Source organism: Luteibacter sp. RCC_6_2 (genome assembly GCF_041360655.1).
GTDB lineage: Bacteria > Pseudomonadota > Gammaproteobacteria > Xanthomonadales > Rhodanobacteraceae > Luteibacter.
Genome location: NZ_JBFUPQ010000002.1, coordinates 29,791 through 50,689, shown reverse-complemented (window position 1 = coordinate 50,689; position 20,899 = coordinate 29,791). Strand labels below are relative to the sequence as shown.

General features: G+C 67.1%; 18 protein-coding genes. 1 reads left to right on the top strand and 17 read right to left on the bottom strand.

Going from position 1 to position 20,899, the window contains the following annotated elements; all coding sequences use genetic code 11:
- Positions 1 to 149: 149 nt before the first annotated feature.
- The 3 genes from AB6730_RS02070 to AB6730_RS02060 form a co-directional block, all read right to left on the bottom strand.
- Positions 150 to 1,757 carry a carboxyl transferase domain-containing protein gene (locus AB6730_RS02070; RefSeq protein ID WP_371022012.1) on the bottom strand — a complete coding sequence of 536 codons (1,608 nt, stop codon included), beginning with the start codon at positions 1,755 to 1,757 and terminating at the stop codon, positions 150 to 152.
- 614 nt (positions 1,758 to 2,371) lie between these two features.
- Positions 2,372 to 2,755, bottom strand: a complete 384-nt coding sequence (locus AB6730_RS02065; protein WP_371022011.1) for a hypothetical protein — start codon at positions 2,753 to 2,755, stop codon at positions 2,372 to 2,374.
- Between the two features lie 161 nt (positions 2,756 to 2,916).
- Positions 2,917 to 4,092: an acetyl-CoA C-acyltransferase gene (locus AB6730_RS02060; protein ID WP_371022010.1), complete on the bottom strand. Its 1,176-nt coding sequence runs from the start codon at positions 4,090 to 4,092 to the stop codon at positions 2,917 to 2,919.
- Positions 4,093 to 4,372: 280 nt separating this feature from the next.
- On the opposite strand from AB6730_RS02060, the gene AB6730_RS02055 reads away from it, so the two are divergent.
- On the top strand, positions 4,373 to 7,216 hold the full coding sequence (locus AB6730_RS02055) for a S8 family serine peptidase (RefSeq protein ID WP_371022009.1): 2,844 nt from the start codon (positions 4,373 to 4,375) through the stop codon (positions 7,214 to 7,216).
- Positions 7,217 to 7,468: 252 nt separating this feature from the next.
- Here AB6730_RS02055 and AB6730_RS02050 read toward each other — a convergent pair whose 3' ends face one another.
- The 14 genes from AB6730_RS02050 to AB6730_RS01985 form a co-directional block, all read right to left on the bottom strand.
- Positions 7,469 to 8,626, bottom strand: a complete 1,158-nt coding sequence (locus tag AB6730_RS02050) for an isovaleryl-CoA dehydrogenase (protein ID WP_371022008.1) — start codon at positions 8,624 to 8,626, stop codon at positions 7,469 to 7,471.
- A 79-nt stretch (positions 8,627 to 8,705) separates the two neighbouring features.
- Positions 8,706 to 10,820, bottom strand: coding sequence for a YccS family putative transporter (gene yccS / locus AB6730_RS02045; RefSeq protein ID WP_371022007.1), 2,115 nt, complete (start codon positions 10,818 to 10,820; stop codon positions 8,706 to 8,708).
- A 205-nt stretch (positions 10,821 to 11,025) separates the two neighbouring features.
- On the bottom strand, positions 11,026 to 11,754 hold the full coding sequence (gene fabG, locus AB6730_RS02040; RefSeq protein WP_371022006.1) for a 3-oxoacyl-ACP reductase FabG: 729 nt from the start codon (positions 11,752 to 11,754) through the stop codon (positions 11,026 to 11,028).
- The gene (locus AB6730_RS02035) at positions 11,751 to 12,224 is read right to left on the bottom strand and encodes a 3-hydroxylacyl-ACP dehydratase (protein ID WP_371022005.1); all 474 of its coding nucleotides are present in this window, start codon (positions 12,222 to 12,224) and stop codon (positions 11,751 to 11,753) included. Before AB6730_RS02035 ends, fabG begins: the two co-directional genes overlap by 4 nt.
- Positions 12,221 to 13,402, bottom strand: coding sequence for a beta-ketoacyl-[acyl-carrier-protein] synthase family protein (locus AB6730_RS02030; protein ID WP_371022004.1), 1,182 nt, complete (start codon positions 13,400 to 13,402; stop codon positions 12,221 to 12,223). The genes AB6730_RS02035 and AB6730_RS02030 overlap by 4 nt, the downstream gene beginning before the upstream one ends.
- Positions 13,399 to 14,121 carry a class I SAM-dependent methyltransferase gene (locus AB6730_RS02025; RefSeq protein ID WP_371022003.1) on the bottom strand — a complete coding sequence of 241 codons (723 nt, stop codon included), beginning with the start codon at positions 14,119 to 14,121 and terminating at the stop codon, positions 13,399 to 13,401. The genes AB6730_RS02030 and AB6730_RS02025 overlap by 4 nt, the downstream gene beginning before the upstream one ends.
- Entirely contained in the window at positions 14,118 to 14,579 is a 462-nt protein-coding gene (locus AB6730_RS02020; RefSeq protein ID WP_371022002.1) for an acyl-CoA thioesterase, read from the bottom strand. Before AB6730_RS02020 ends, AB6730_RS02025 begins: the two co-directional genes overlap by 4 nt.
- Complete coding sequence (locus AB6730_RS02015; RefSeq protein WP_371022001.1) at positions 14,569 to 15,525, bottom strand: glycosyl transferase; 957 nt, start codon at positions 15,523 to 15,525, stop codon at positions 14,569 to 14,571. The genes AB6730_RS02020 and AB6730_RS02015 overlap by 11 nt, the downstream gene beginning before the upstream one ends.
- Complete coding sequence (locus AB6730_RS02010; protein ID WP_371022000.1) at positions 15,518 to 16,690, bottom strand: hypothetical protein; 1,173 nt, start codon at positions 16,688 to 16,690, stop codon at positions 15,518 to 15,520. The genes AB6730_RS02015 and AB6730_RS02010 overlap by 8 nt, the downstream gene beginning before the upstream one ends.
- Positions 16,678 to 16,947, bottom strand: coding sequence for a phosphopantetheine-binding protein (locus AB6730_RS02005; RefSeq protein ID WP_371021999.1), 270 nt, complete (start codon positions 16,945 to 16,947; stop codon positions 16,678 to 16,680). Before AB6730_RS02005 ends, AB6730_RS02010 begins: the two co-directional genes overlap by 13 nt.
- Positions 16,944 to 17,732 (bottom strand): lysophospholipid acyltransferase family protein, encoded by a 789-nt coding sequence (locus tag AB6730_RS02000; RefSeq protein WP_371021998.1) that lies wholly within the window; start codon positions 17,730 to 17,732, stop codon positions 16,944 to 16,946. The genes AB6730_RS02005 and AB6730_RS02000 overlap by 4 nt, the downstream gene beginning before the upstream one ends.
- On the bottom strand, positions 17,708 to 18,433 hold the full coding sequence (locus tag AB6730_RS01995; protein ID WP_371021997.1) for a beta-ketoacyl synthase chain length factor: 726 nt from the start codon (positions 18,431 to 18,433) through the stop codon (positions 17,708 to 17,710). The genes AB6730_RS02000 and AB6730_RS01995 overlap by 25 nt, the downstream gene beginning before the upstream one ends.
- Positions 18,430 to 19,656: a beta-ketoacyl synthase gene (locus AB6730_RS01990; RefSeq protein WP_371021996.1), complete on the bottom strand. Its 1,227-nt coding sequence runs from the start codon at positions 19,654 to 19,656 to the stop codon at positions 18,430 to 18,432. Before AB6730_RS01990 ends, AB6730_RS01995 begins: the two co-directional genes overlap by 4 nt.
- Entirely contained in the window at positions 19,656 to 20,882 is a 1,227-nt protein-coding gene (locus AB6730_RS01985; protein WP_371022257.1) for a beta-ketoacyl-ACP synthase, read from the bottom strand. Before AB6730_RS01985 ends, AB6730_RS01990 begins: the two co-directional genes overlap by 1 nt.
- Positions 20,883 to 20,899: the final 17 nt, after the last annotated feature.

Here is a 20,899-nt window from a genome sequence, read left to right as displayed (position 1 = left end):
TCACGGCACAAGCGTATGTCGATGGGGCAGGGACTTAGCGGACATTCATGAGAATGCGCCTCACGCGTGGGGGCTTGCCGTGACCTGGCCCGCTGCCGCGGGATCGCCGACAAGGTCGGCTCCCACCAGGTCTGGACGCCTGGTGGGGCCTACATGCGGAACACGCCGAAGCGGCCTTGTTCGATCGGGGCGTTGAGCGACGCGGAGATCGCCAGGCCGAGCACCCGTCGCGTATCCGCCGGGTCGATGATGCCGTCGTCCCAGAGGCGCGCGCTGGCGTAGTAGGGATGGCCCTGTCGCTCGTACTGGTCGCGTACGGGGGCCTTGAAGGCTTCCTCGTCCTCGGCGCTCCAGCTTCCGCCGTCGGCTTCGATGCCGTCGCGGCGCACCGTGGCCAGCACCGAAGCGGCCTGTTCACCGCCCATGACGCTGATGCGCGCGTTCGGCCACATCCACAGGAAACGGGCGCCGTAGGCGCGGCCACACATCGCGTAGTTGCCGGCGCCGAAGCTGCCACCGATCACCACGGTTAACTTGGGCACGTGCGAGCAGGCCACCGCGGTGACCATCTTCGCGCCATCCTTCGCGATGCCCGCATTCTCGTACTTGCGACCGACCATGAAACCCGTGATGTTCTGCAAGAACACCAGGGGCACGTTGCGCTGGTTGCATAGTTCAATGAAGTGCGCACCCTTCTGCGCGGACTCGCCGAACAGGATGCCGTTGTTCGCCACGATGCCGACGGGATAGCCGTGGATGTGCGCAAAGCCGGTGACCAGCGTCTTGCCGTAGCGCGCCTTGAACTCGTGGAATTCCGAATCGTCGACGATGCGCGCGATGACTTCGCGGATATCGAAAGGACGGCGGGTGTCTTCGGGGATGACGCCGTAGAGTTCCTCGGCGGAGAAGCGCGGCTCCAGCGGAGCGCGTACGGCCAGGGGCATTTTCTTGATGCGATTGAGCGAGCCGACGATGTCGCGGGCGATGGCCAGCGCATGCGCGTCGTTTTCGGCGAAGTGATCGGCCACGCCGGATACCGAGGTATGCACGTCGGCACCGCCCAGCGCTTCGGCATCGACGATTTCGCCGGTGGCGGCTTTCACCAGGGGCGGACCACCGAGGAAGATCGTCCCCTGTTCGCGGACGATGATCGTCTCGTCGCTCATCGCGGGCACATAGGCGCCGCCGGCGGTGCAAGAGCCCATCACCACGGCGATCTGCGGAATGCCTTGGGCACTCATCCGCGCCTGGTTGTAGAAGATGCGGCCGAAGTGCTCGCGGTCCGGGAAGACCTCGTCCTGCAACGGCAGGAACGCACCGCCGGAATCCACGAGGTAGATGCAGGGCAGGCGGTTTTCCATCGCCACTTCCTGCGCGCGAAGGTGTTTCTTCACGGTCATCGGGAAATACGTGCCGCCCTTGACCGTGGCATCGTTCGCGAGCACCACCACTTCCTGGCCCATCACCCTGCCAATGCCGGCGATCACGCCCGCGGCCGGAGCGGCGTCGTCGTACATGCCATGCGCGGCGAGCGGCGCGATCTCCAGGAAGGGCGAGCCGGGATCGAGCAAGGCGCGGATACGTTCGCGAGGCAGCAACTTGCCGCGTGCGACATGCTTCTCGCGCGCCTTCGCGCCACCGCCTTCAGCCGTGCGCCGCAGCGTTTCGCGCAGATCGTCCGTCAGCGCGCGCAGGCGCTGGCTGGCTGCCTGGAATTCCGGGGAGCGGGTATCGAGCTGCGATTCGAGGATGGGCATGAGGGCTTCGCGCTGGGACGAAACGAGCATCATAGCCGGGCCGGCCGGAACGCAAACGCTGCATCGCGCCAATGGTCGTCGAGGCAGGGGAGCCGTCGGCTGCCGTTCTCGTTCGCTAAGTCCTCGTCCGGCCTACGCCTCCCTGCGGAATCGCTCTGAGAACGGCAGCCGACGGCTCCCCTCCGAGCGATGAGGATGGGTTGTTTGACGAGCGGGTCGAGGGTGTTTTGGCGCATGGTTTTTTTCCACGGACGCCAGAGGACAACCCGTAGCGACTTGGCAACGTAAGGTGGGAGCCGATCGAGACAGTCACCTACGGTCGTCCGCGACGTCTTCGAAAAGCGCCGAGGCAATAGGTCCGACGCTTTTCACAACATCCGCGTCACGAGTCCGGGAGGGGAGTCGTCGGGCGTCATCCTGGGAGCGATTCCGCAGGGAGGCGTAGGCCGGACGAGGACTTAGCGACCAGGGTGACGCCCGATGGCTCCCTTGCCTCGAGGCAAGCAAAACACGATGGCGAAGCCGAGCCTGTCACCGACGCAGTTCCTGAAATACGCAAAAGAAACGGCCACCCGGAGGTGGCCGTTTCGTTTCTACCAAAGAAAGCGAAATGCTTACTTCTTGGTATCGTCCGTCGCGCTCTTGGCGTTGTCGGCGGCATCCTTCGCCTGGTCAGCCGACTTGTCGGCCTGATTGGCTGCGTTGGAAGCGGCGTCCTTGGCGGCGTCGCTCGCACCACCAGCGGTCGAAGACGAAGCGGCGGACTGAGCCTGGGCGGCGGCATCCTTGGCCTGGTCGGCGGACTGCTGAGCCTGATCGGCGGCCTGGGAGGTTGCGGCATTCTGCGACTGGTCGGCGGCCTGCTGGGCCTTGTCCGCCTGCTGCTGGGCATCGGCGGCCGACTTCTGGGCGTCCTGCGCGGAATCCTGCGCGCCGTTGCTGCAAGCTGCCAGAAGCGCGACGAGCGCAGAGGCGAGAAGGGTACGCGTCAAATTCATTGTGTTTCTCCTTAACCGTGGAATGCCGTTAGGCGGGCGTATTAATAGCTCAGTTATGGGTACTTAGCTACCGATCGCGCCTTCTCGCTTCAGGGCGCATTAAAGCCCATGGATATCGCGTGATCGTTTTGAAACGACCGCCTCACGTGTCGACGTCGGGTTCACACCAGTTCGATGGCGATCGCCGTTGCCTCGCCGCCACCGATGCACAGCGCGGCGACACCTCTTTTTGCCCCACGTGCCGTCAACGCATTGAGAAGGGTCACGACGATGCGCGCGCCGCTGGCACCGATGGGATGGCCGAGGGCGCAAGCACCGCCGTTGACGTTGATCTTCTCGCGCGACACGCCGAGTTCGCGCATCACCGCCATCGGTACCACCGCGAAGGCCTCGTTGATCTCGAACAGGTCGACATCGCCGGTGGTCCAGCCAGCCTTCGCCAACACCTTGGAAATGGCACCCACCGGCGCGGTGGTGAACCATTCCGGTTCCTGCGAATGCGTGGCGTGAGCGACGATGCGTGCCAGCGCGGTGACCCCGCGGGCCTTCGCATCGTCGGCTGAAAGCAAGACGAGCGCGGCGGCGCCATCCGAGATGCTCGACGAGCTGGCGGCGGTGATCGTGCCGTTTTCCTTGCGGAACGCCGCACGCAGCGTGGGGATCTTGGTCACGTCCGAACGGCCGGGCTGTTCGTCCTCGGCGAAATCCTGCGCACCCTTGCGGCCCTGCACGGTCACCGGGACGATCTCGTTGGCGAAGGCGCCGGATTTCTGCGCGGCCTGCGCACGCTCGACCGAACCGATCGCATAGGCGTCCTGTTCCTCGCGCGTGAAGTGGTACTTGTCGGCGCACTGTTCGCCGAAAACGCCCATGGCCTTGCCGTCGTAGGGATTGGTCAACCCGTCCCAGGCCATGTGGTCGACGAGCTGGCCGTCGCCATAGCGGATACCCGTGCGCGCGTTGACCATGTGCGGCGCATTGGTCATCGACTCCATGCCGCCGGCGACGACGATCGATGCCGAACCGGCCTTGATCAGGTCATGGCCAAGCATCAGGGCCTTCATGCCCGAGCCGCACACCTTGTTGATGGTGGTGCAGCCGGTGGACGTCGGCAGCCCGGCCTCGAGGGACGCCTGGCGCGCCGGCGCCTGGCCCAGGTTGGCTGGCAGCACGCAGCCCATGATGACTTCGCTGACGTCGGCCGGGGCGACACCCGCATGCTCCAGGGCCGCCTTGATGGCGATGGAGCCGAGTTTCGGCGTGGGCACGCCGGTGAACTGGCCGAGGAAGGAACCGATGGCGGTGCGCTTGGCGCCTGCGATGACGATGTCGGACATGGGGACTCCGTGGTACTCGGATGGCCGCCCTTTCCGGGCGGAAAACCCACTGAGTATCGCAGTGGGGCCGGGGTAGGGGCAATCTGCGCCGCGGCAGGCGGTTTCACGCGACGGGTGGCGGGATCCCGTGCCGTGCCAGAAAGCCGTCTTCACAACCGCGCCAACTTTTTGCATGGTCGATGAGGTTTTTCGCAAAGTCTTATGGCAACATCCGCTTAACGCTCCCACGGACCGCGGGCGCGAGACATTGATGTCAACCCAGGGGGACAACGTGAATCCGATGAATTTCTTGCGTCAGCGCGAGCTAGCGCTGGCTGTGTGCGTGAGTCTCGGCTTGACCGCATGCGGTGGCGGCGGCGGGGGTGGTACCAGGGCGACGGGGACCAATTACAACGTACCTCCCGTCACGGTTAATCCGACACTGCCGGGCACGCCTCCACCTCCATCGGTGACATTCCCGTACGACGTCCAGATCAGCGCGACCAATACCGCGGTCGCACAGGCGGCCGGTGCCAAGGGCGCCAATGTCACCATTGCCATCGTCGATTCCGGTGTCGCCACTCAAAACCCGGCACTGACCGGACGGGTGACCAAGAGCTTCACCTACGTGGATCCCACGGTGAACAACACTGCCGTGGACGACGTGGTCGGCCACGGCACGGCGGTCGCCCAGATCGCCGCCGGCACGCCGGTCAAGGCCTTCGCGGGTGGTGTCGCACCTGCCGCCAGCATCGTGTCCGCGCGCATTATCGCCGACAAGGCGCCGACCGATGACGGCTCGGGCTCGGGCAATCTCGTGACCGGTGCCGGGCCACTTGGCCAGGTCAATGCAGATGTCATCGCCGCCGGCGCCCGGGTCGTCAACAATTCATGGGGCGGCCTCTATTGGAACGCCAGCGCCACCTCGACCACCGAGAGCTTCGCGACCGCCTATTCGTCGGCGAGCCAGGGCACATTGCAGGTGTTTGCCGCCGGTAACGACGGCAAGGCGAACCCTTCCGACGTCGCCATGCTGCCGACGCGCCTGCGTGCGATCGACAACACGCGCGGCGCGCTGATGGAATCCGGCTGGCTGACAGTGGTCGCCCTCGACAGCGGCCATCCTGACACGATCGCGACGTACTCCAATCGTTGTGGCGCCGCGCAGAACTATTGCCTCGCCGCGCCGGGTTCCGTCGTCGCCCTGACGACCAACTCATCGGCCACCTTGCCGACGTACAACGTTTGGGAAGGCACCTCGCTGGCGGCACCGCAGGTGACCGGCGGTGCCGCCGTCGTCGCGGGCGTATTCCCGTCGCTTTCGATGCAGTCGATTCGCCAGATCCTGCTGGGTACCGCCGATGATCTCGGCACGCCGGGACCGGATGCCATCTACGGCTACGGTCGGCTCAATGTCGGCCGCGCGATCGGGGGTCCCGGCAAGCTCGATTGGAACGAGTTCACCGTCGACCTTGGGGATGTCACCGCCACTCCCGCCGTGCAGGGTTCGATCACGTTTTCCAATGCCATCTCAGGCAGCGGCAGCATCAAGACGCAAGGCTATGGCGTGCTCACGCTGGCCAGCCAGAACAACACCTACAGTGGAGGCACCCTTGTCGGCGCCGGCACGGGCATCGACGCGCTGGGCACCCTGCCGGGTAACGTGACGGTCGAACAGGGCGCGGCCTTGCTGGCGCGCAAGGACATCGACGGCTCCCTGAAGAGCGGCGGGCGCTTGCAGACCACGTCGACCAGCACGCACATCAATGGCAACCTCACGCTGTACTCGACCTCGACCGTGTCGCAGGTGCTCGGTGCGCCGCTGATCGTCAGCGGCACGGCGAACCTCGATGGCGAGTTCTACATCGCCGGCGTGACCGGTGGCTACGTGAAATCCGCTCACCAGCAGGTGCTTTCGGCTGGCCTGGTCGTCAACCAGTTCGCGTCGACGACGCTCGCCCCGGGCATCTTCCTGGCGACGAACCTGCAGTACACGCCCACGGAAGTCTGGGTCGACACCTCGCAGATCAGTGTCATCCAGGTTGCCTCCACCAGCATGGCGTCGTCGCTGGCCGCGACGTCGTCCGCGCAGCGTCTCGACGGCGCGTTCAACCAGCTCAACCAGAACGTGTCCTCGGCGGGAGCCGTCGCCAACGGCACGCTGATGGCCGCCGGTGGTATCCAGCAGTCGAAGACCACGCAGCAGGCGCAGGCTTCGCTCGAGTCGCTCTCGGGCCAGTTGTACGCTGCTGGCACCGCGGTGACCCTTGCCGGGATCGATGCCAGTAACGACGCGCTCATCGCTCACCTCGACCAGCAGCGTACCGGTGGCTGGACACAGTCGTTGAACAACCAGGGCGGTCTGAGCCGCGGCGGCTTCGGCAGCGTCGGCTTCAACCTCAACGGTGGTCTGGCCGGGCATGACATTCGCTTGGGCCTCAATGGATTCGCCGGCGTCGCCGTGGCGCAGATGGCGAGCAACGGCCAGCTCAACGGAAGCTTCGACCGTCAGCGGAGTCGTTCGACAGCCGGCATGTTTTACGCGGGTTCGCGTGGCGCCAACTGGTACGGTGTCGGCCAGGTCGGTTTCGGCAGCTTCCGTGGCGATATGCGCCGCATGCTGCAGTTCGGCGACCAGGTGGCGTTCGCGGGTAGCGACCAGAACGGCAGCTACAATTCTGCTTATGGCGAAGTTGGCTATCGCAGCCAGGCCGGTGCGTTCACGCTGACGCCGTTTGCCAACGTCCAGTACGCCAGCATCCATCGAGACGGTTTTTCCGAGAATGGCGGTGAAGGCTTTGGACTGGCTGCCGACGGCCATACCACGTCGCGATGGCAGGCGGGCTTCGGCCTGCGTGCAGGGAGCACGTGGCTGACTTCGCACGGTACGGTGCACCTGGATGCGAAGCTTGGTTGGCAGAACGCGTTTGCCACCAAGGGCGAGGTGTTTGCTGCGCGCTATACGGGCTTTGCCCAGTGGGCGCCAGTCGACGGCATCGGCCTCTCGCGCCGTGCCGGCACCGCCGGCGTCTCCTTGGGTTGGGACATGAGTGCGCACACGCAGCTCGGCTTCAACGTGGACCAGCGCTTTGCCGATCGCGACCATTCACGCTCGGCCAACGCCACGTTCCGCATGGCTTGGTAAGTCATGGCACGGTAGGTGAAGCAAGGAAATGGCGGGAGCCGCTTAATGGGGGAGCCGACTTTGTCGGCGATGGGTGCTTGCCGTAACCTGGCCCGCTGCCGCGGGATCGCCGCTGAAGCGGCTCCCACAATGAATCAGGGCCCCACAATGAATCAGGGGCCACAGTGAATCAGGGGCCACAGTGAATCAGGGGCGACAGTGAATCAGGGGCCACAGTGAATCAGGGCCCCGCAGCCTCGCGGTGGCTTTGCCTTACGACTTGCCGTGGAAGAGTTCGCGGCCGATCAGCATGCGGCGGATCTCGTTGGTGCCCGCGCCGATCTCGTACAGCTTCGCGTCGCGGAGCAGGCGGCCGGCGGGGAACTCGTTGATATAGCCGTTGCCGCCCAGCGCCTGGATCGCCTCCAGCGCCACCTTCACCGCGTTGGTCGATGCATTGAGCAGGCAAGCCGCCGGATCGATGCGCGATTTCACGCCGTTGTCGAACTGCTGGGCCACCATGTACGCGAAACCGCGCGACGATTGCAGCGCCGTGTACATGTCGGCGACCTTGGCCTGCATCATGCCGAACGTGCCGATCGGTGCGTTGAACTGCTTGCGCTCGCGCACGTACGGCAGCACGAGGTCCATGGCCGATTGCATGATGCCGATCGGGCCGCCGGACAGCACGAGGCGCTCCGTGTCCAGGCCGCCCATCAGCACGCGCACGCCTTCGTTCACTTCGCCGACGATGTTTTCCGCGGGGATCTCGCAGTTGTCGAACACCAGCTCGCAGGTGTTCGATCCGCGCATGCCGAGCTTGTCGAGCTTCTGCGCGGTGGAGAATCCCTTCATGCCTTTCTCGACGATGAAGGCGGTCATGCACCGGCTGCCGGCCGGGCGCGGCGCCGTCCGCATGTACACGAGCAGCACGTCGGCGTCCGGACCATTGGTGATCCACATCTTCGTGCCGTTGGCGACCCATGTGTCGCCGACCAGTTCCGCATGGCAGCTCATCGAGCCGACCACGTCCGAGCCCGCGCCGGGTTCGCTCATGGCCAGTGCGCCGACCCATTCGCCGCTGGCGAGCTTGGGCAGGTACTTGCGTCGTTGGGCCCCGTTACCGTTGTGGTAGATGTTCTGCACGCACAGGTTGGAGTGCGCGCCGTACGACAGGCCGACCGAGGCCGAGGCACGCGAAATCTCTTCCATCGCGATCATGTGGGCGAGGAAGCCCAGCCCCGAGCCACCGTATTCCTCGGGAACCGTGACGCCGAGCAGGCCCATGTCGCCGAACTTGCGCCACAGGTCGTCGGGGAACACGTTTTCCCGGTCGATCCGGTCCGCACGCGGCGCGATCTCCTTTTCAGCGAAGGCGTGCACGCTTTCGCGCAGGAGGTCGAGGTCTTCACCGAGGGAAAACGGGCGCATGCGTGGAACTCCGGAGGAAGCGGTAAAAGCGGCCCATCGTAGCGCGCGGGCAGGTCCAAGCCACGGCGCGACGCAGCAATCAGATCGGTGGAAGGCCGGCGATACGATCGTGCACGCGCACCAGGAGCAGGCATTGGCGGTCCACCAGGCGCACCGTCTCGACCGGCCCGGTGGCCTGTGTGGCGGCATCGACGACCAGGTCCGGCGTGCCGAGCAACGGTGCCGTGGTTCCGTTTCTGACGTGTTCGGCGAGCGCGGCGAAGCCGTTGGCGACGCGGTGGGCCAGCCTTTCCACGGTGTTCGCATCGTCCACGGCGAGGGCCTGGCGATGGGCGCCGAGGGTGGACAGGTGCGACAAACCGGCCTGGAGGGCCGCAAGCAGGCGTAACGCGCGCTCACCCCGTTCGCGGGAGTGGCCGGGCTCGCCGAGCAATTCGGCCACGTTGCCCGCCACCGCCGCCTGCGTGGCGTGGGCATCGCGGCGGGCGATGCGGTAGGCCAGGTCGTCCACCTTGCCGCTGGCGTACTGGCTCACGATGGCTTCCAGGTAGCGTGCATACGCATGCAGGGCGTCCGCGGCGATGTCTTCCAGACGGCGTACCCGCCAGTCCGGCAGCACGAAGCGGATGACGACGGTGGCGACGAAGGCGCCCAGCAAGGTATCGAGCAAGCGGGGGCCGATGGCGTCGTACCCCGCGCCCGCCAGGTCGAAACAGAGCAGGACGAAGATGGTGATGACGGCCGTCGCCAACGCGTAGCGCCGCAGGCGAAAGGCGAAGAACGCCACGCCCGTGGCGACCAGCACCGGCAGTCGCCAATCGCCACCGGGGAGCAGGCGAAGCATGGCCCATCCCGCGAACAGCCCCGCGATCGTGCCGGCGATGCGTTGCATGGTGCGGCGCTGGGTCGCCCCATAGCTGGGCTGGCAGACGAACAGCGTGGTGAGGAGTATCCAGTATCCGTGGGTCGGATGCAGGAGCAGCATGAGGCCGTAGCCGGCGAGCATGCCCGTCGCCAGCCTTATGGCGTGACGGAAATGCATGGAGCGGCGATTGAGGCGGACGCGAATGCGCGCGAAGGCATCGACGGGTGTATCGGGTTCGCTGTCCTGCAAGGCGATGTCGGTGCCCTCGCGCAGGCTGCCTTCGTCCTCGATGCCGGCCAGCAGATGTTCCATGTTGGTCAGCAGCGCGGACAGCGCGTCGTCCAGGGCCTGATCGGGCGGATCGCTGCGGCGCCGATAGGCGATGGCCTCGCGCACGTCGTCGAGCGCGGCACGGGGCAGGGTCATCGGTCCCAGCGGTGCCACGCGGCGGATGGCATCGGCACGTTCGCGGCAAGCGCTGGCCTGCAAGCGCAGGAGGCGGCCGAAACGGAACATCAGGTCGCTGTGATAGAGCGCCGCCGCCAGTTCGTCGTACGGGTAGTGTGACGAACTGACGCGTTCGTGGATGTCCTGGGCGGCGAAGAACATGGCCAGCCGCGCGGCGGACCGGCCGCGCGGTTGACGCCGCCCGATGCGGTCGAGCAGCGCGGCGCGTGTCGCCGCCAGCGCTTCAACCGTTTGCAGGTTGCGCCGGGAAAACTCCACGGCCAGCTTTTCACGGTCGAGACCCTGCACCGGTTCGAACAGCGCCGCCTTCGCTTCCATCAGCGCCGCCAGCGATTCGAACAGCCCGGCCAGCGCGTGGCGTACCGCACGCTGCGGCGCCATGGCGCTCCATAGCAAGGAAAGAAGGCCATACCACGTCGCGCCGGCGAGGATCGCGGCGGTGCCACGCCAGTCGCCGGGGGCGGCGGTCGAGGCGTCGGACGCGATCATCGTGTAGACCGAAAGGATTAGCGTGGCCGTCGCGATCGTCGCGTAGCGTCCGCTGGCCGCGCCCAGCATCACCAGGACGAAGGTGCCGGCGGCGAGCAGCACGGCGAACACGGGCGGATGGCCGATCGACACCTTCACCACGCTTGCGGCGCCGGCGAAGCAGACGAGGGTGACCAGGAGTCCACGCAGCCGTCCGCGCCAGGCGTCGTCCGTCTCGGCCAGGGCGCAGGCGATGGCGCCGAGCAGGGCGGGCACGAGCAACTCGACGGGGCCGGCGAGGGTGCACCATGCGGCGATGCCGGTCAGTGCGAGGAAGACGCGCACGACATCGGCGAAGCGATCGGATTCGGCTAACTGGCGTAGGGAGCGCATGGGGCCCTAGCTTAGCGGCACGAGACTGCCGTTATCGCCCATCGCCGACAGGGTCGGCTCCCACCGGGAGGCAGTCAGTCATCTGCGACGCGATATCGCCGCTGAAGCGGCTCCCACAAGGGCTTGCGGCGCCTTGTGTGGGAGCCGCTTCAGCGGCGATGCTCTCCCATCATCCCGGCAAGACCTTCAACTCCCGGCAAGACCTTCAACAAAGCCCGCCATTCACCGCGAGCACCTGCCGGGTGATGTACCCAGCCTCCGCGCTCACCAGGAAACGTACCGCCGCGGCCACTTCTTCCGGCGTGCCGGTCCGCTCCATCGGGATCGCCTTGAGGATCTGCTCCACCGGCACTTCCGGTTCGAGCATGTCGGTGTCGATCAAGCCCGGCGCGACGCAGTTGACGGTGATCCTGCGCTTGGCCAGTTCCACGGCCAATGCCTTCGCGGCGCCGATCACGCCGGCCTTGGAGGCGCTGTAGTTCACCTGGCCGCGGTTGCCGATCAGGCCCGACACCGAGGTGATGCACACGATGCGCCCGGGCGCGCGACGGCGGATCATCGGCATCACCAGCGGATGCAGCACGTTGTAGAAACCGTCCAGGTTGGTGCGCAGCACCTGGTCCCAGTCCTCGGACGTGAGCCCCGGGAAGGCGCCGTCACGGGTGAGGCCCGCGTTGCAGACGACGCCGTAATAGGCGCCGTGTGCGGCGACATCGGCCTCGAGCGCGGTGGCCGATGCGGCGCGGTCCGAGATATCGAACTGCAGTATCCGCGCGGCACGGCCTTTTCCCGTGATGTCCGCCTGCACGGCTTCGGCTTCTTCGCGCCGCGAACGGCAGTGCAGGACGAGGTCGTAGCCGGCATCGGCGAGGTTCATCGCGATGGCGCGGCCGATGCCGCGGCTCGATCCGGTGACGAGGATGGTGTCGGTCATGGCGGGGTTCCCCTTGAATCGAGGCTGTTGCGTGGATCGAGAAAGGGCGCGGGATCGTGAGGGCTGAATACGGTCAGCCGAGCCTCCGCATGCATGCCCGGCGCGTCGATGCGACAGGTGAAGGCTCCCATCCCTTCGTCGTCGTGGAAGTTGCGCACGGCTTCGACAAGCAACCGCGTGCCCGGCGGAAAGGCATCGACATCCGCGCGATAGGCGCGCGTGCCGAGCAGGAAGCCAGGCCTCACCGTGCCACCGGCAGCCAATACCTGGCAGCCGTTCCATGCCGCGATGGCCTGCGCCATGAGTTCCACGCCGGTCCACGCGGGCAGGCCCGTCGCCTGGACGAAGGCATCGCCAGGACGTACGACCCGTTCGCACAGGATGCGTTCGGCGTCCCACTCCATGACGCGATCGAGCAGGATCATCTTTCCTGCGTGTGGAAGCAGCTGATCGATGGGCCGGAGGATCATGTCGCGTCCGCCAGGATCAGGCTCGCGTTGTTGCCGCCGAACGCGAATGAGTTGCTCATGAGATAACGGCGGCCCGCCGGCAGCGTGTCGCCGATACGCGTGAAGGCGAGGGACGGCAGCGCCGGATCGGGCTCGCCGTCCCACGCATGCGGTGGCAGGCGCCGCTGCGGGTCGGTGAGTGCGAGCCAGCAGAACGCGGCTTCCAGGGCCCCGGCGGCACCCAACGTGTGCCCGGTCAGCGCCTTGGTCGACGAGCAACGCACGGGACGCGCGAAGGTGGTGGCCACCGCGTGGCTTTCCATCGCGTCGTTATGCTCGGTGGCGGTGCCGTGCAGGTTCACGTAGTCGACGGTATCCGCAATGATGCCCGCCGTCGACAAGGCGCGGCGCATCGCTTCGCTGGCACCGCGCCCGTCGGGCTCGGGCGACGACATGTGATAGGCATCCGAGCTGGCGCCGCCGCCCAGCATGACGACAGGCGCGGCCTCGCGAGTCATCAGGAACAACGCCGCGGCCTCGCCGATGTTGATGCCGCGGCGCGAACGGGAGAACGGCAGGCAGCGTTCGGGCGCCATGGCTTCCAGTGCATGGAAGCCATTCGTGGCGAGACGGCAAAGGGTATCGGCGCCACCGCAGATCACCGCATCGCACAGGCCGAGCCGAAGGAGCCGCTGCGCGCTGAGCAGTGCGCGTGCGCCCGAGGTGCACGCGGTGGAAATGCCGTAGCACGGGCCGGCGACTCCCAGCCACTCGGCGAGGAAGGCGGCTGGTGCCCCGAGTTCCTGGTCGCTGTAGCGGTAATCGTCGGGCCATGCGCCGTCCACGCCACGCGCGGCGATGCCGCGGGTCGCTTCCTCGATGCCAGTGGTGCTCGTGCCGATGACCACGCCCACGCGAGCGGCGCCGAAGCGGGCGATCGCGGCACGGATCTCCGTTTCGATTTCACTGGCCGCGAGCAACAGCAAGCGATTGTTGCGCGTGTCGTGCCGTTCCATGCCGGCGGGCACGGGCGGTAGCTCCGCCGTCACGTCGCCCAGCGGCAAGCTGCGCGCAGGTACCCAGCCATCGAGTGGCCGGAGGCCGTGTGTGGACGCGGCGAACAACGCATCGGCCACCGCGGCCTTGCCCGCGCCCAGCGAGCAGGCCACGCCGAGCGCATTGAGGTACGTCGTTCTCATGCCTCGGCGAACGGTTTGCGCGCGGCCACGTTCACGAGGGTTTCCTCGCGTTCGCCGGGCGGGGGCGGCGCCTTGATGCCCCAGCGTTCGAGCAGGCCGAAATCCTTCGAACGGCTCCACCAGAGGTAGGGCAGGGAAACGTTGCTTTCGTCGAAGACGAAACCCCGGGCACGCAGCATCGCCATGTATTCATCGGCGCTCTTCTGCACGTGCATCGGATGGCGGAAGAACCAGCGGATCACCCAGGTGTCGATATAGGCGCGCGTGGACTCGGCGAAGAGCAGCAGTCCGCCCGGCTTCAACACGCGCCAGAATTCGTCGAGGGCACGTTCCTGTTCCACCAGGTGGTGGAAGGTCTGGTGGCAGAACAGCACGTCCACGCTGGCATCGGGCAGGTCGATGCTGGCGCAGTCGCCCAGCATCAGCTTCGCCTCGATACCTTCGCGTTCCGCTTCCCGGGCGGACAACGCGACGCTGTGCGGGTCGGCGTCCAGGCCCACGATGCGGGCGGGTGCGAAGGCATCGCGCAGCAGCCGGAACGAGCGGCCCTGGCCGCAGCCGACGTCGAGCAGGGTGCCCCCTCGTGGCAGCGGCTCGCCGACCAGTCGTTTCAGGTCGTTGATGGCGACCCGCAGCACATGGTGCTGCCAGGTATGCGTGCGCAGGAAAACGAAACCGATCCGGGTTTCCTCGACATAGGTGGCGCTGGCGTACTTCATGGCGTGCTTCCTGCGGAACGGTCCTGCGAGCGGCGCGCAAGACGACGGTCGACATCGTCGGTGAACACGGTGGGCGAGACCAGTTGCATCTCTCCATCGACGAGGCTCACCGCGACCTGGATGGTGCTGGCCCGGGTGAGGCGCTCGCCGCTGGCGGCGTCGCTCAACGTGTAGTGGATCTTCAAGCGGTTCTGCCACTCGATCAGTTCGGCGCGCACGCGCAGGGTCTGCCCGAATCGTGCGGCGCGGGCATAACGCAGTTGCAGGTCGATGATGGGCCAGACATAGCCTGTCTCCTTCATCCGCCGGTAGTTGTGGCCGAGGTCGTCGAGCAGCGCGCAACGCGCGATCTCGAGGTATTTCACGTAATGGCCGTGCCAGACGACGTCCATGGAGTCGACGTCGAAGAAGGGGACGGTCACTTCGATCTCGGCGGCGAGGACGCCGCTAGCGCGCATGGGCTGCTCCGTTCGTACCGTGCCAGTACGCGTGGAAATTGAACCATTGCAAGGGTGCGTCGAGGCAACGTTCGGCGAGCCACGCGGCATAGTCCGTTACCGACCGGGCGATGGCCGCATCGCGCGACCCGCGCTCCCACCCGGCGGCATCGGCGAAGCGGCGAAGGTGGATGCGATAACGGCCCTGGTGTTTCAGGCAGCAAACGAGGTTCACCGGGCAACGCAGCATCGCGGCCATCAGCCATGGGCCTTGCGGAAAGGCCGCGGGCGCACCGAGGAAATCCGCGTCGACGACGCGTCCGCTGTGTTCCGGCACGCGGTCGCCTGCGATGGCGATCCACTCGCCCCGCTCCAGGCGCTGCGACAGTTCCAGCATCGCGGAGGTATCGAGGTCGCCCACGTGCATCAGACGCAGCCGTTTGTCGCCCGATTCGCCGAGCAGCCGGTTGAAGTGCGCGGCGTTGGGCAGATGCATCAGGACGTTCAGCGCCACGCCCTCGCCGACCTCGGCCATCGCACGGCACACATCGAGGTTGCCCAGGTGGGTGCAGACCAGCAGCTGCCCGCGCCCACCGGCCAGCAGCGCGTCACGCACGCCATCGGGATCGTCCATGTCGATCGAGGCGAGGCGCAGCTTGCCGCGCCAGACATCGAAACGGTCGAGCATGCATTCCCCGAAGGCGAGGTACTGGGCGAACACGGCGCGCGAACGTGGGAAGAGGTCGCCGCGCCCGCTCCATGCGGCGAGGCGCCGCTGGTAGTCGCGCACGTTGTGTCGCGCCGCGCGTCCGGTGACGAAGAAATACAGCACGATCAGCTGGATCACGGGCGTCACCGCGCGCCGGCCGAGCAGCCGCACGGCGATGGCGGTGAGCTTGATGCCGAGGAAGCTGCCGCGCTCCTTTTGCGCCGCCCAATGCTGCACGTTCGCCGTCGCCTCAGGCATGGGTGCCATCCAGGCGAAGATGGGCCGAGGAGACGGGCGCATCGTCCATGCGATAGGCGAAGTGAAGGCGTCGGGTATCGGGGTCGTGGCGTAGTACGAGTCGGACACGATCGCCGGGGCGCAGCAGCCGCTGGAACTTCAGGCCATCCATGGCATGGCAGGTACGTGGCGTGCCGAGCCGCGGCGCGGCCAGGTCGAGCGCCCAGCCCACCTGCAATACGCCAGGCAGCACCGGCGCATCGGGGAAATGATCCGCGAAGCAGGCGAGGTCGAGCGGCAGTTCGAGGTCGATCGTGCAGGTATCGCCTTCGCGGTGCTCGCCGAGCACGATGGCGGTCTCGGGCAAGGCGGCGCGTAGCAGCGCATCCACGCTGGACGGTTCCGGCAGCACATCGACGAACCGCCAGACCAGTGGCGTGGAGAGGGCATCGTCACCGGCCGCGTGCTGGCCCAACTCGTTGACCAGGCCCGCGCGGCCGTGACGGAGCAAGGCCAGCCGTCCGGCGGTGCCCAGCGCGACGACCATGCCCGGGCCCAGTTTTCCGGCATACCCGCCCGCCGCCGCGTCCACCCAGGGATGCGAGGCGAGGCGCTGCGCGGCACCGTCCATCGGTGCCTTGTTGATCCGCCGGCGAAGGCGCTGGCGGAGGACCCACTCGCCCAGGAACAGAGCGCCCATGACGGAATAGGCGAGGATGCCGTTGTAGAAGGTCCACCATGAAAGCGGTCCCCACTCGGCGAGCACGCCCGAAGCGGTGCCGTTGAGCGCGAAGAACGCCACCCATACCCAGGTCACCCGGCGCGTATAGCGAACGGCGACCGGAGGCAGGTCCGGTTCGCTCACCCGCGCGATGCGCTCGATCATCGGCGGTCCGTATTTCAGGCTCAGGCCGAAGGCCGCCAGCAGCAGGGCACAGATCAGGCTGGGGTACCAGCGCAGCAGGTGTTCTTCGCCGCCGAAGGCGAGCACGGCGCAATAGACCAGGGTGATGCCGAGCATCCAGCGCCCCCCGGGCTGGCGCAGGAGCGCGGGCGCGCGGACGAGCCAGAGGCCGCCGAGGATCAGGCCGAAGACCGGCGTCGACACGTGGTCCATGCCGAAGTACACGATGAACGGGTACAGCACGCCGACGATCAGCAGGACGAGGTCGCTCAGCTTGCGCATGCGGACCCACTCGCCTGGACGTAGAGGGCCAGGCTGCGCACGGTTTCGAAATGGCGCCGCGCATCTCGCGAATCCGATGCGATCTTCAGGCCATAGCGGTTTTGCAACGCGAGCGCGAGTTCCAGCGCATCGACCGAATCCAGCCCGAGTCCCTGGCCGAAAAGCGGCTGGTCCGGGGCGATGTCGTCGACACCCAGGTGTTCGAGGGCGAGCGTGTCGATGATGAGGCGGGCGATATCCCGCTCGAGGTCGTTCATGCCTTGAGTTCCCTGGCGTAGAGGGCGTGCAGGTGTTCGTTGAGACGTCGGGAGGCTATCGGCGCGGGAGTGCCTTCGCTGAAGCCCTGCACGGGAATATCGTCACCTACGCGCAGATGCATGCGCACGCGCCGGTGCGGGACGCGATACCACGGCTCGGCCTTGGTCAGCGTGGTGGGCCGGACGCTGATGAACACGGGCGTGACCACCCGCGCCCCGCGGACGGCGATCGCCGCCGCGCCACGGTGGAACACCGGGAACTCTCCCGGCGTGGTGCGCGTGCCTTCGGGGAAGACGATCAGCGTCTGTCCTTCGCGCAGCACGTCGGCCGCGCGCTCCAGCATGTCCGCGCTGCCGTCGTTGCTGATGTACTGCGCGACGCTCACGGGACCACGCATGCAGGGGTTCTTCCAGAGACTGTGCTTCACGATGCAGTTGGCATCGGGCACGTGGCCGATGAGGTAGACCACGTCGATCAGCGAAGGGTGGTTGGCGACGATCATCTGGCCGGGGCGGCCCAGCTTCTCCAGGCCTTCGAAGGAATAGCTCACCACGCCGGTCCGGTACATGAACTGGGCATGCAGCCAGAAGGCGTGGCCGACCGTGCGCCGGGCGCGCCGCCGGCGCACGGCGGGCGGGCCTGGCCAGTGCAGGACCACGGGCAGGATGAGCACCCGCAGCAGCACGCCGCCGACGCCGAACAGCGCGAAGCTGAGCGCGGTGAAGACGAAGCGCCACGCCCATGCGTCGCGGCGGCGGCTCACGCTATCGGCTGCCAGGTCCATCGTCGTGTCTTCCACGGGTGGTCGAGGGTCGCACCATGGTGCAAGGCGCGGACGAAACGCAAGGCGTGCGGCTCACCGGCCGCCGGCGTGGCGCCGGTATTTTCACCGAGCGACAGGCGCCAGCGCGGGCCACCGCCCGCCAGCGATACTCGCAGTGCGAGCGTATACGAGAAGGGTACGTCGTCGATCCATCCGTCGTAGGCCTCGGCGGGAAGCTCTTCGGCGACGACCACGATGGCGGCGGAAGCACCCTCGCCGAGCAGGGCGGCGGCCTCGACGATCGCATGTTCGAAGGTATCGGCCTCGCCGGCGATGGCCACCGATTCGCCGCGCTGGCCGCGCAGGATGGACCATTGCCCGGCGATGGCGTTATGCACGGACAGGCCGAACCGCGTCGGCGACAGCGGGGCTTCGCGGCCGATCTCGTCGAGCATGGCGAAGGTGTGGGTGGTCTCGCCGTGGCGTGAGGCGAACACGAAAGGCAGTTGCTCGTCGCCGCCGCACAAGGGCCACGCGGCATGCATCACGATGCGCGCCAGCCTGCTGAGCCGGCGACGCTGCATTGCCGGAACGAAATCGCAGGCGGGCTGTTCGCCGCGATCGACGATGGGATGCGGATCGGCGGCCCAAGCCGCCCAGTCGGCGGGGGCGTCCACGCCCGGCGCCCAGGCACGCCACGCGTCGATGTGCAGGTCGATCATGCGTTGTCCCCGTCGAAACGGCGGATCATCAGCGCGGCGCAACTGCCGCCGAAACCGAAGGTGTTCGAAAGCAGGCTATCGATGCGTTTCGTGAGTTCACCTTCGATGAGCGGCGCGTCCGCGAAGGCGGGATCGCGCTCACGTGGCATGGCACCGCCAAGCAGGACCTCCTGTTCCATCATCGCGATCGCGGCGATGGCGTCGAGCGCACCCGCGGCGGCGGGCGCGTGGCCGATGAGGCCCTTGATCGACGACATGGGCGGCACCGGGTGACCACGATCGCCGAACACACGGCGCAGCGCTTCCCATTCGGCCAGATCGCCGGCGACGGTGGCGCAGGCATGCGTATTCACGTAGTCGGGCAGGGTGCCGGCGAGATCGATGGCCTGGTGCATGGCCTCGGCCATGCCGTCCGCGGCGGGGCTGATCATGCCGTCCGGGTCGGAAGCGGCACCATAGCCCGCCATCTCGGCGAGGATCGTCGCGCCCCGTGCCAACGCGTGTTCAAGCGATTCCAGTACCAGCACGCCGGCGCCGCCGCCGAGCAGGATGCCATCGCGGTCGTCGGCGTAAGGCGTCGATACGCGTTCACCGGCCACGCTGGTGGAGGAAAGCGCGTTCATCACGTCGAAACACATGGCGGCCTTGTCATGCAGTTCCTCGGCGCCACCGCACACCACGATCTCCTGGCGGCCGAGCTGGATCAATTCCATGCCCTGGCCGATCGCGTGCGTGGCGCTCGTGCAGGCGGAGCCGACGGTGAATCCCCGGCCGCCGAATCCGAACGCGTGGGTGAGCGTGGCCGATACCGCGCTGCCCATGCTGCGAGGCACGATGAACGGCGACAGCCGGGATATCCCCTTGGCATGGAAGACATCGAGGCCGGCCTCGTATTCGCTCAGCGCCGCGGCACCGCCCATGACGATGCCGACATCGCGCTCGCGCACCCGTGCTTCGTCCAGGTTCGCCTCGGCCAATGCTTCACGCGTGGCATGCCAGGCGAATTCAGCGGCCTGGGGCAGGTAGCGGCGCAGCTTGCGCGGCGGCGGTTCCAGTGCTGAGAGGTCGACGGGCGCGGCGACCCGGCAGCGCATGCCGAGCGCCTCGAAATCGTCCCTGTGGCGAAAGCCCGCGCGGCCCGCGCGCAGTCCTTCGAACAGCGCGTGCCGGCCGGCGCCGAGGCAGGACACGGCGCCCATGCCGGTGACGACGACACGCCGCATCAGCGATGCGCCTTGAAGATGAGTGAGGTGTTGATTCCGCCGAAGGCGAAGTTGTTGTTCATCACATGGTCGGTCTGGATGTCCCTGCCTTCGCCCGTGAGGTAATCCAATGCCGCACACTCCGGATCGGGAGTGTCGAGGTTGATCGTCGGCGCGAACCAGCCGCCGCGCATCATCTCGATCGCCCACCAGGCTTCCAGTGCGCCGCAGGCGCCGAGCGTATGGCCGACGTAGCTCTTCATCGAACTGATCGGTACGCCGGCGCCCAGCACGTCGGCGGTGGCGTGGCTCTCGGCCACGTCGCCGCGATCGGTGGCGGTGCCGTGCGCGCTGACGTAGCCGATGGCGGAAGCCGGCAGGCCGGCATCTGCCAGTGCCAGGCGCATGGCGCCCGCCATCGTTTCGCGCGTGGGCTGGGTGATGTGCGCGCCGTCGGAATTGGTGCCGAAGCCGACGACTTCCGCATAGATGCGCGCGCCGCGTGCCACCGCGTGTTCGTATTCCTCGAGGATCAGCGTGGTCGCGCCTTCGCCGACCACCAGGCCGTCGCGTCCGGCGTCGAACGGGCGGGGCGTGAGCTCCGGCGTCTCGTTGCGGGTGCTGGTGGCGAACAAGGTATCGAACACGGCCGCGCCCGGCCCGGAGAGTTCCTCGGCACCGCCGCACAGCATCAGCGTCTGCTTGCCTTGCTGGATCGCTTCGTAACCGTAGCCGATGGCCTGGCTTCCCGAGGTGCATGCGCTCGAGGTGGTGATGACCCGGCCCTTGAGGCCGAAGAACACGCCCACGTTCACCGCCGTGGTGTGCGCCATCATCTGGATGTAGCTCGTGGCGGTCACGCCCTGCATCGAGCCGGTCTCGAGCATGTGCCCCACGGTACGGGCTGGCTCGATGCTGCCGCCGGACGAACCGTAGGCCACGCCCATGCGGCCATCGGCGATCCGTTCGTCGTCGAGCAGGCCGGCGTCCGCGAGTGCGCGTTCGCTGGCGGCGACGGCCAGTTGCGCCACGCGCCCCATCGAACGCACGTGTTTGCGCGACCAGTGCGTGGGCAGGCTGAAATCGTCCACCGGCGCGCCCAGGCGGCCGTTGAGCTTGTCGAAGTAGTCCCACTCGCCCATGCGGCGCACGGCGTTGTGGAACTGGCGCAGGCGCGCCTCGATGCGGGTCCAGTCGTGGCCGAGCGGCGTGATGCCGCCGATACCGGTGACGACGACGCGTTTCATCGTGTGATTCCCCGTGG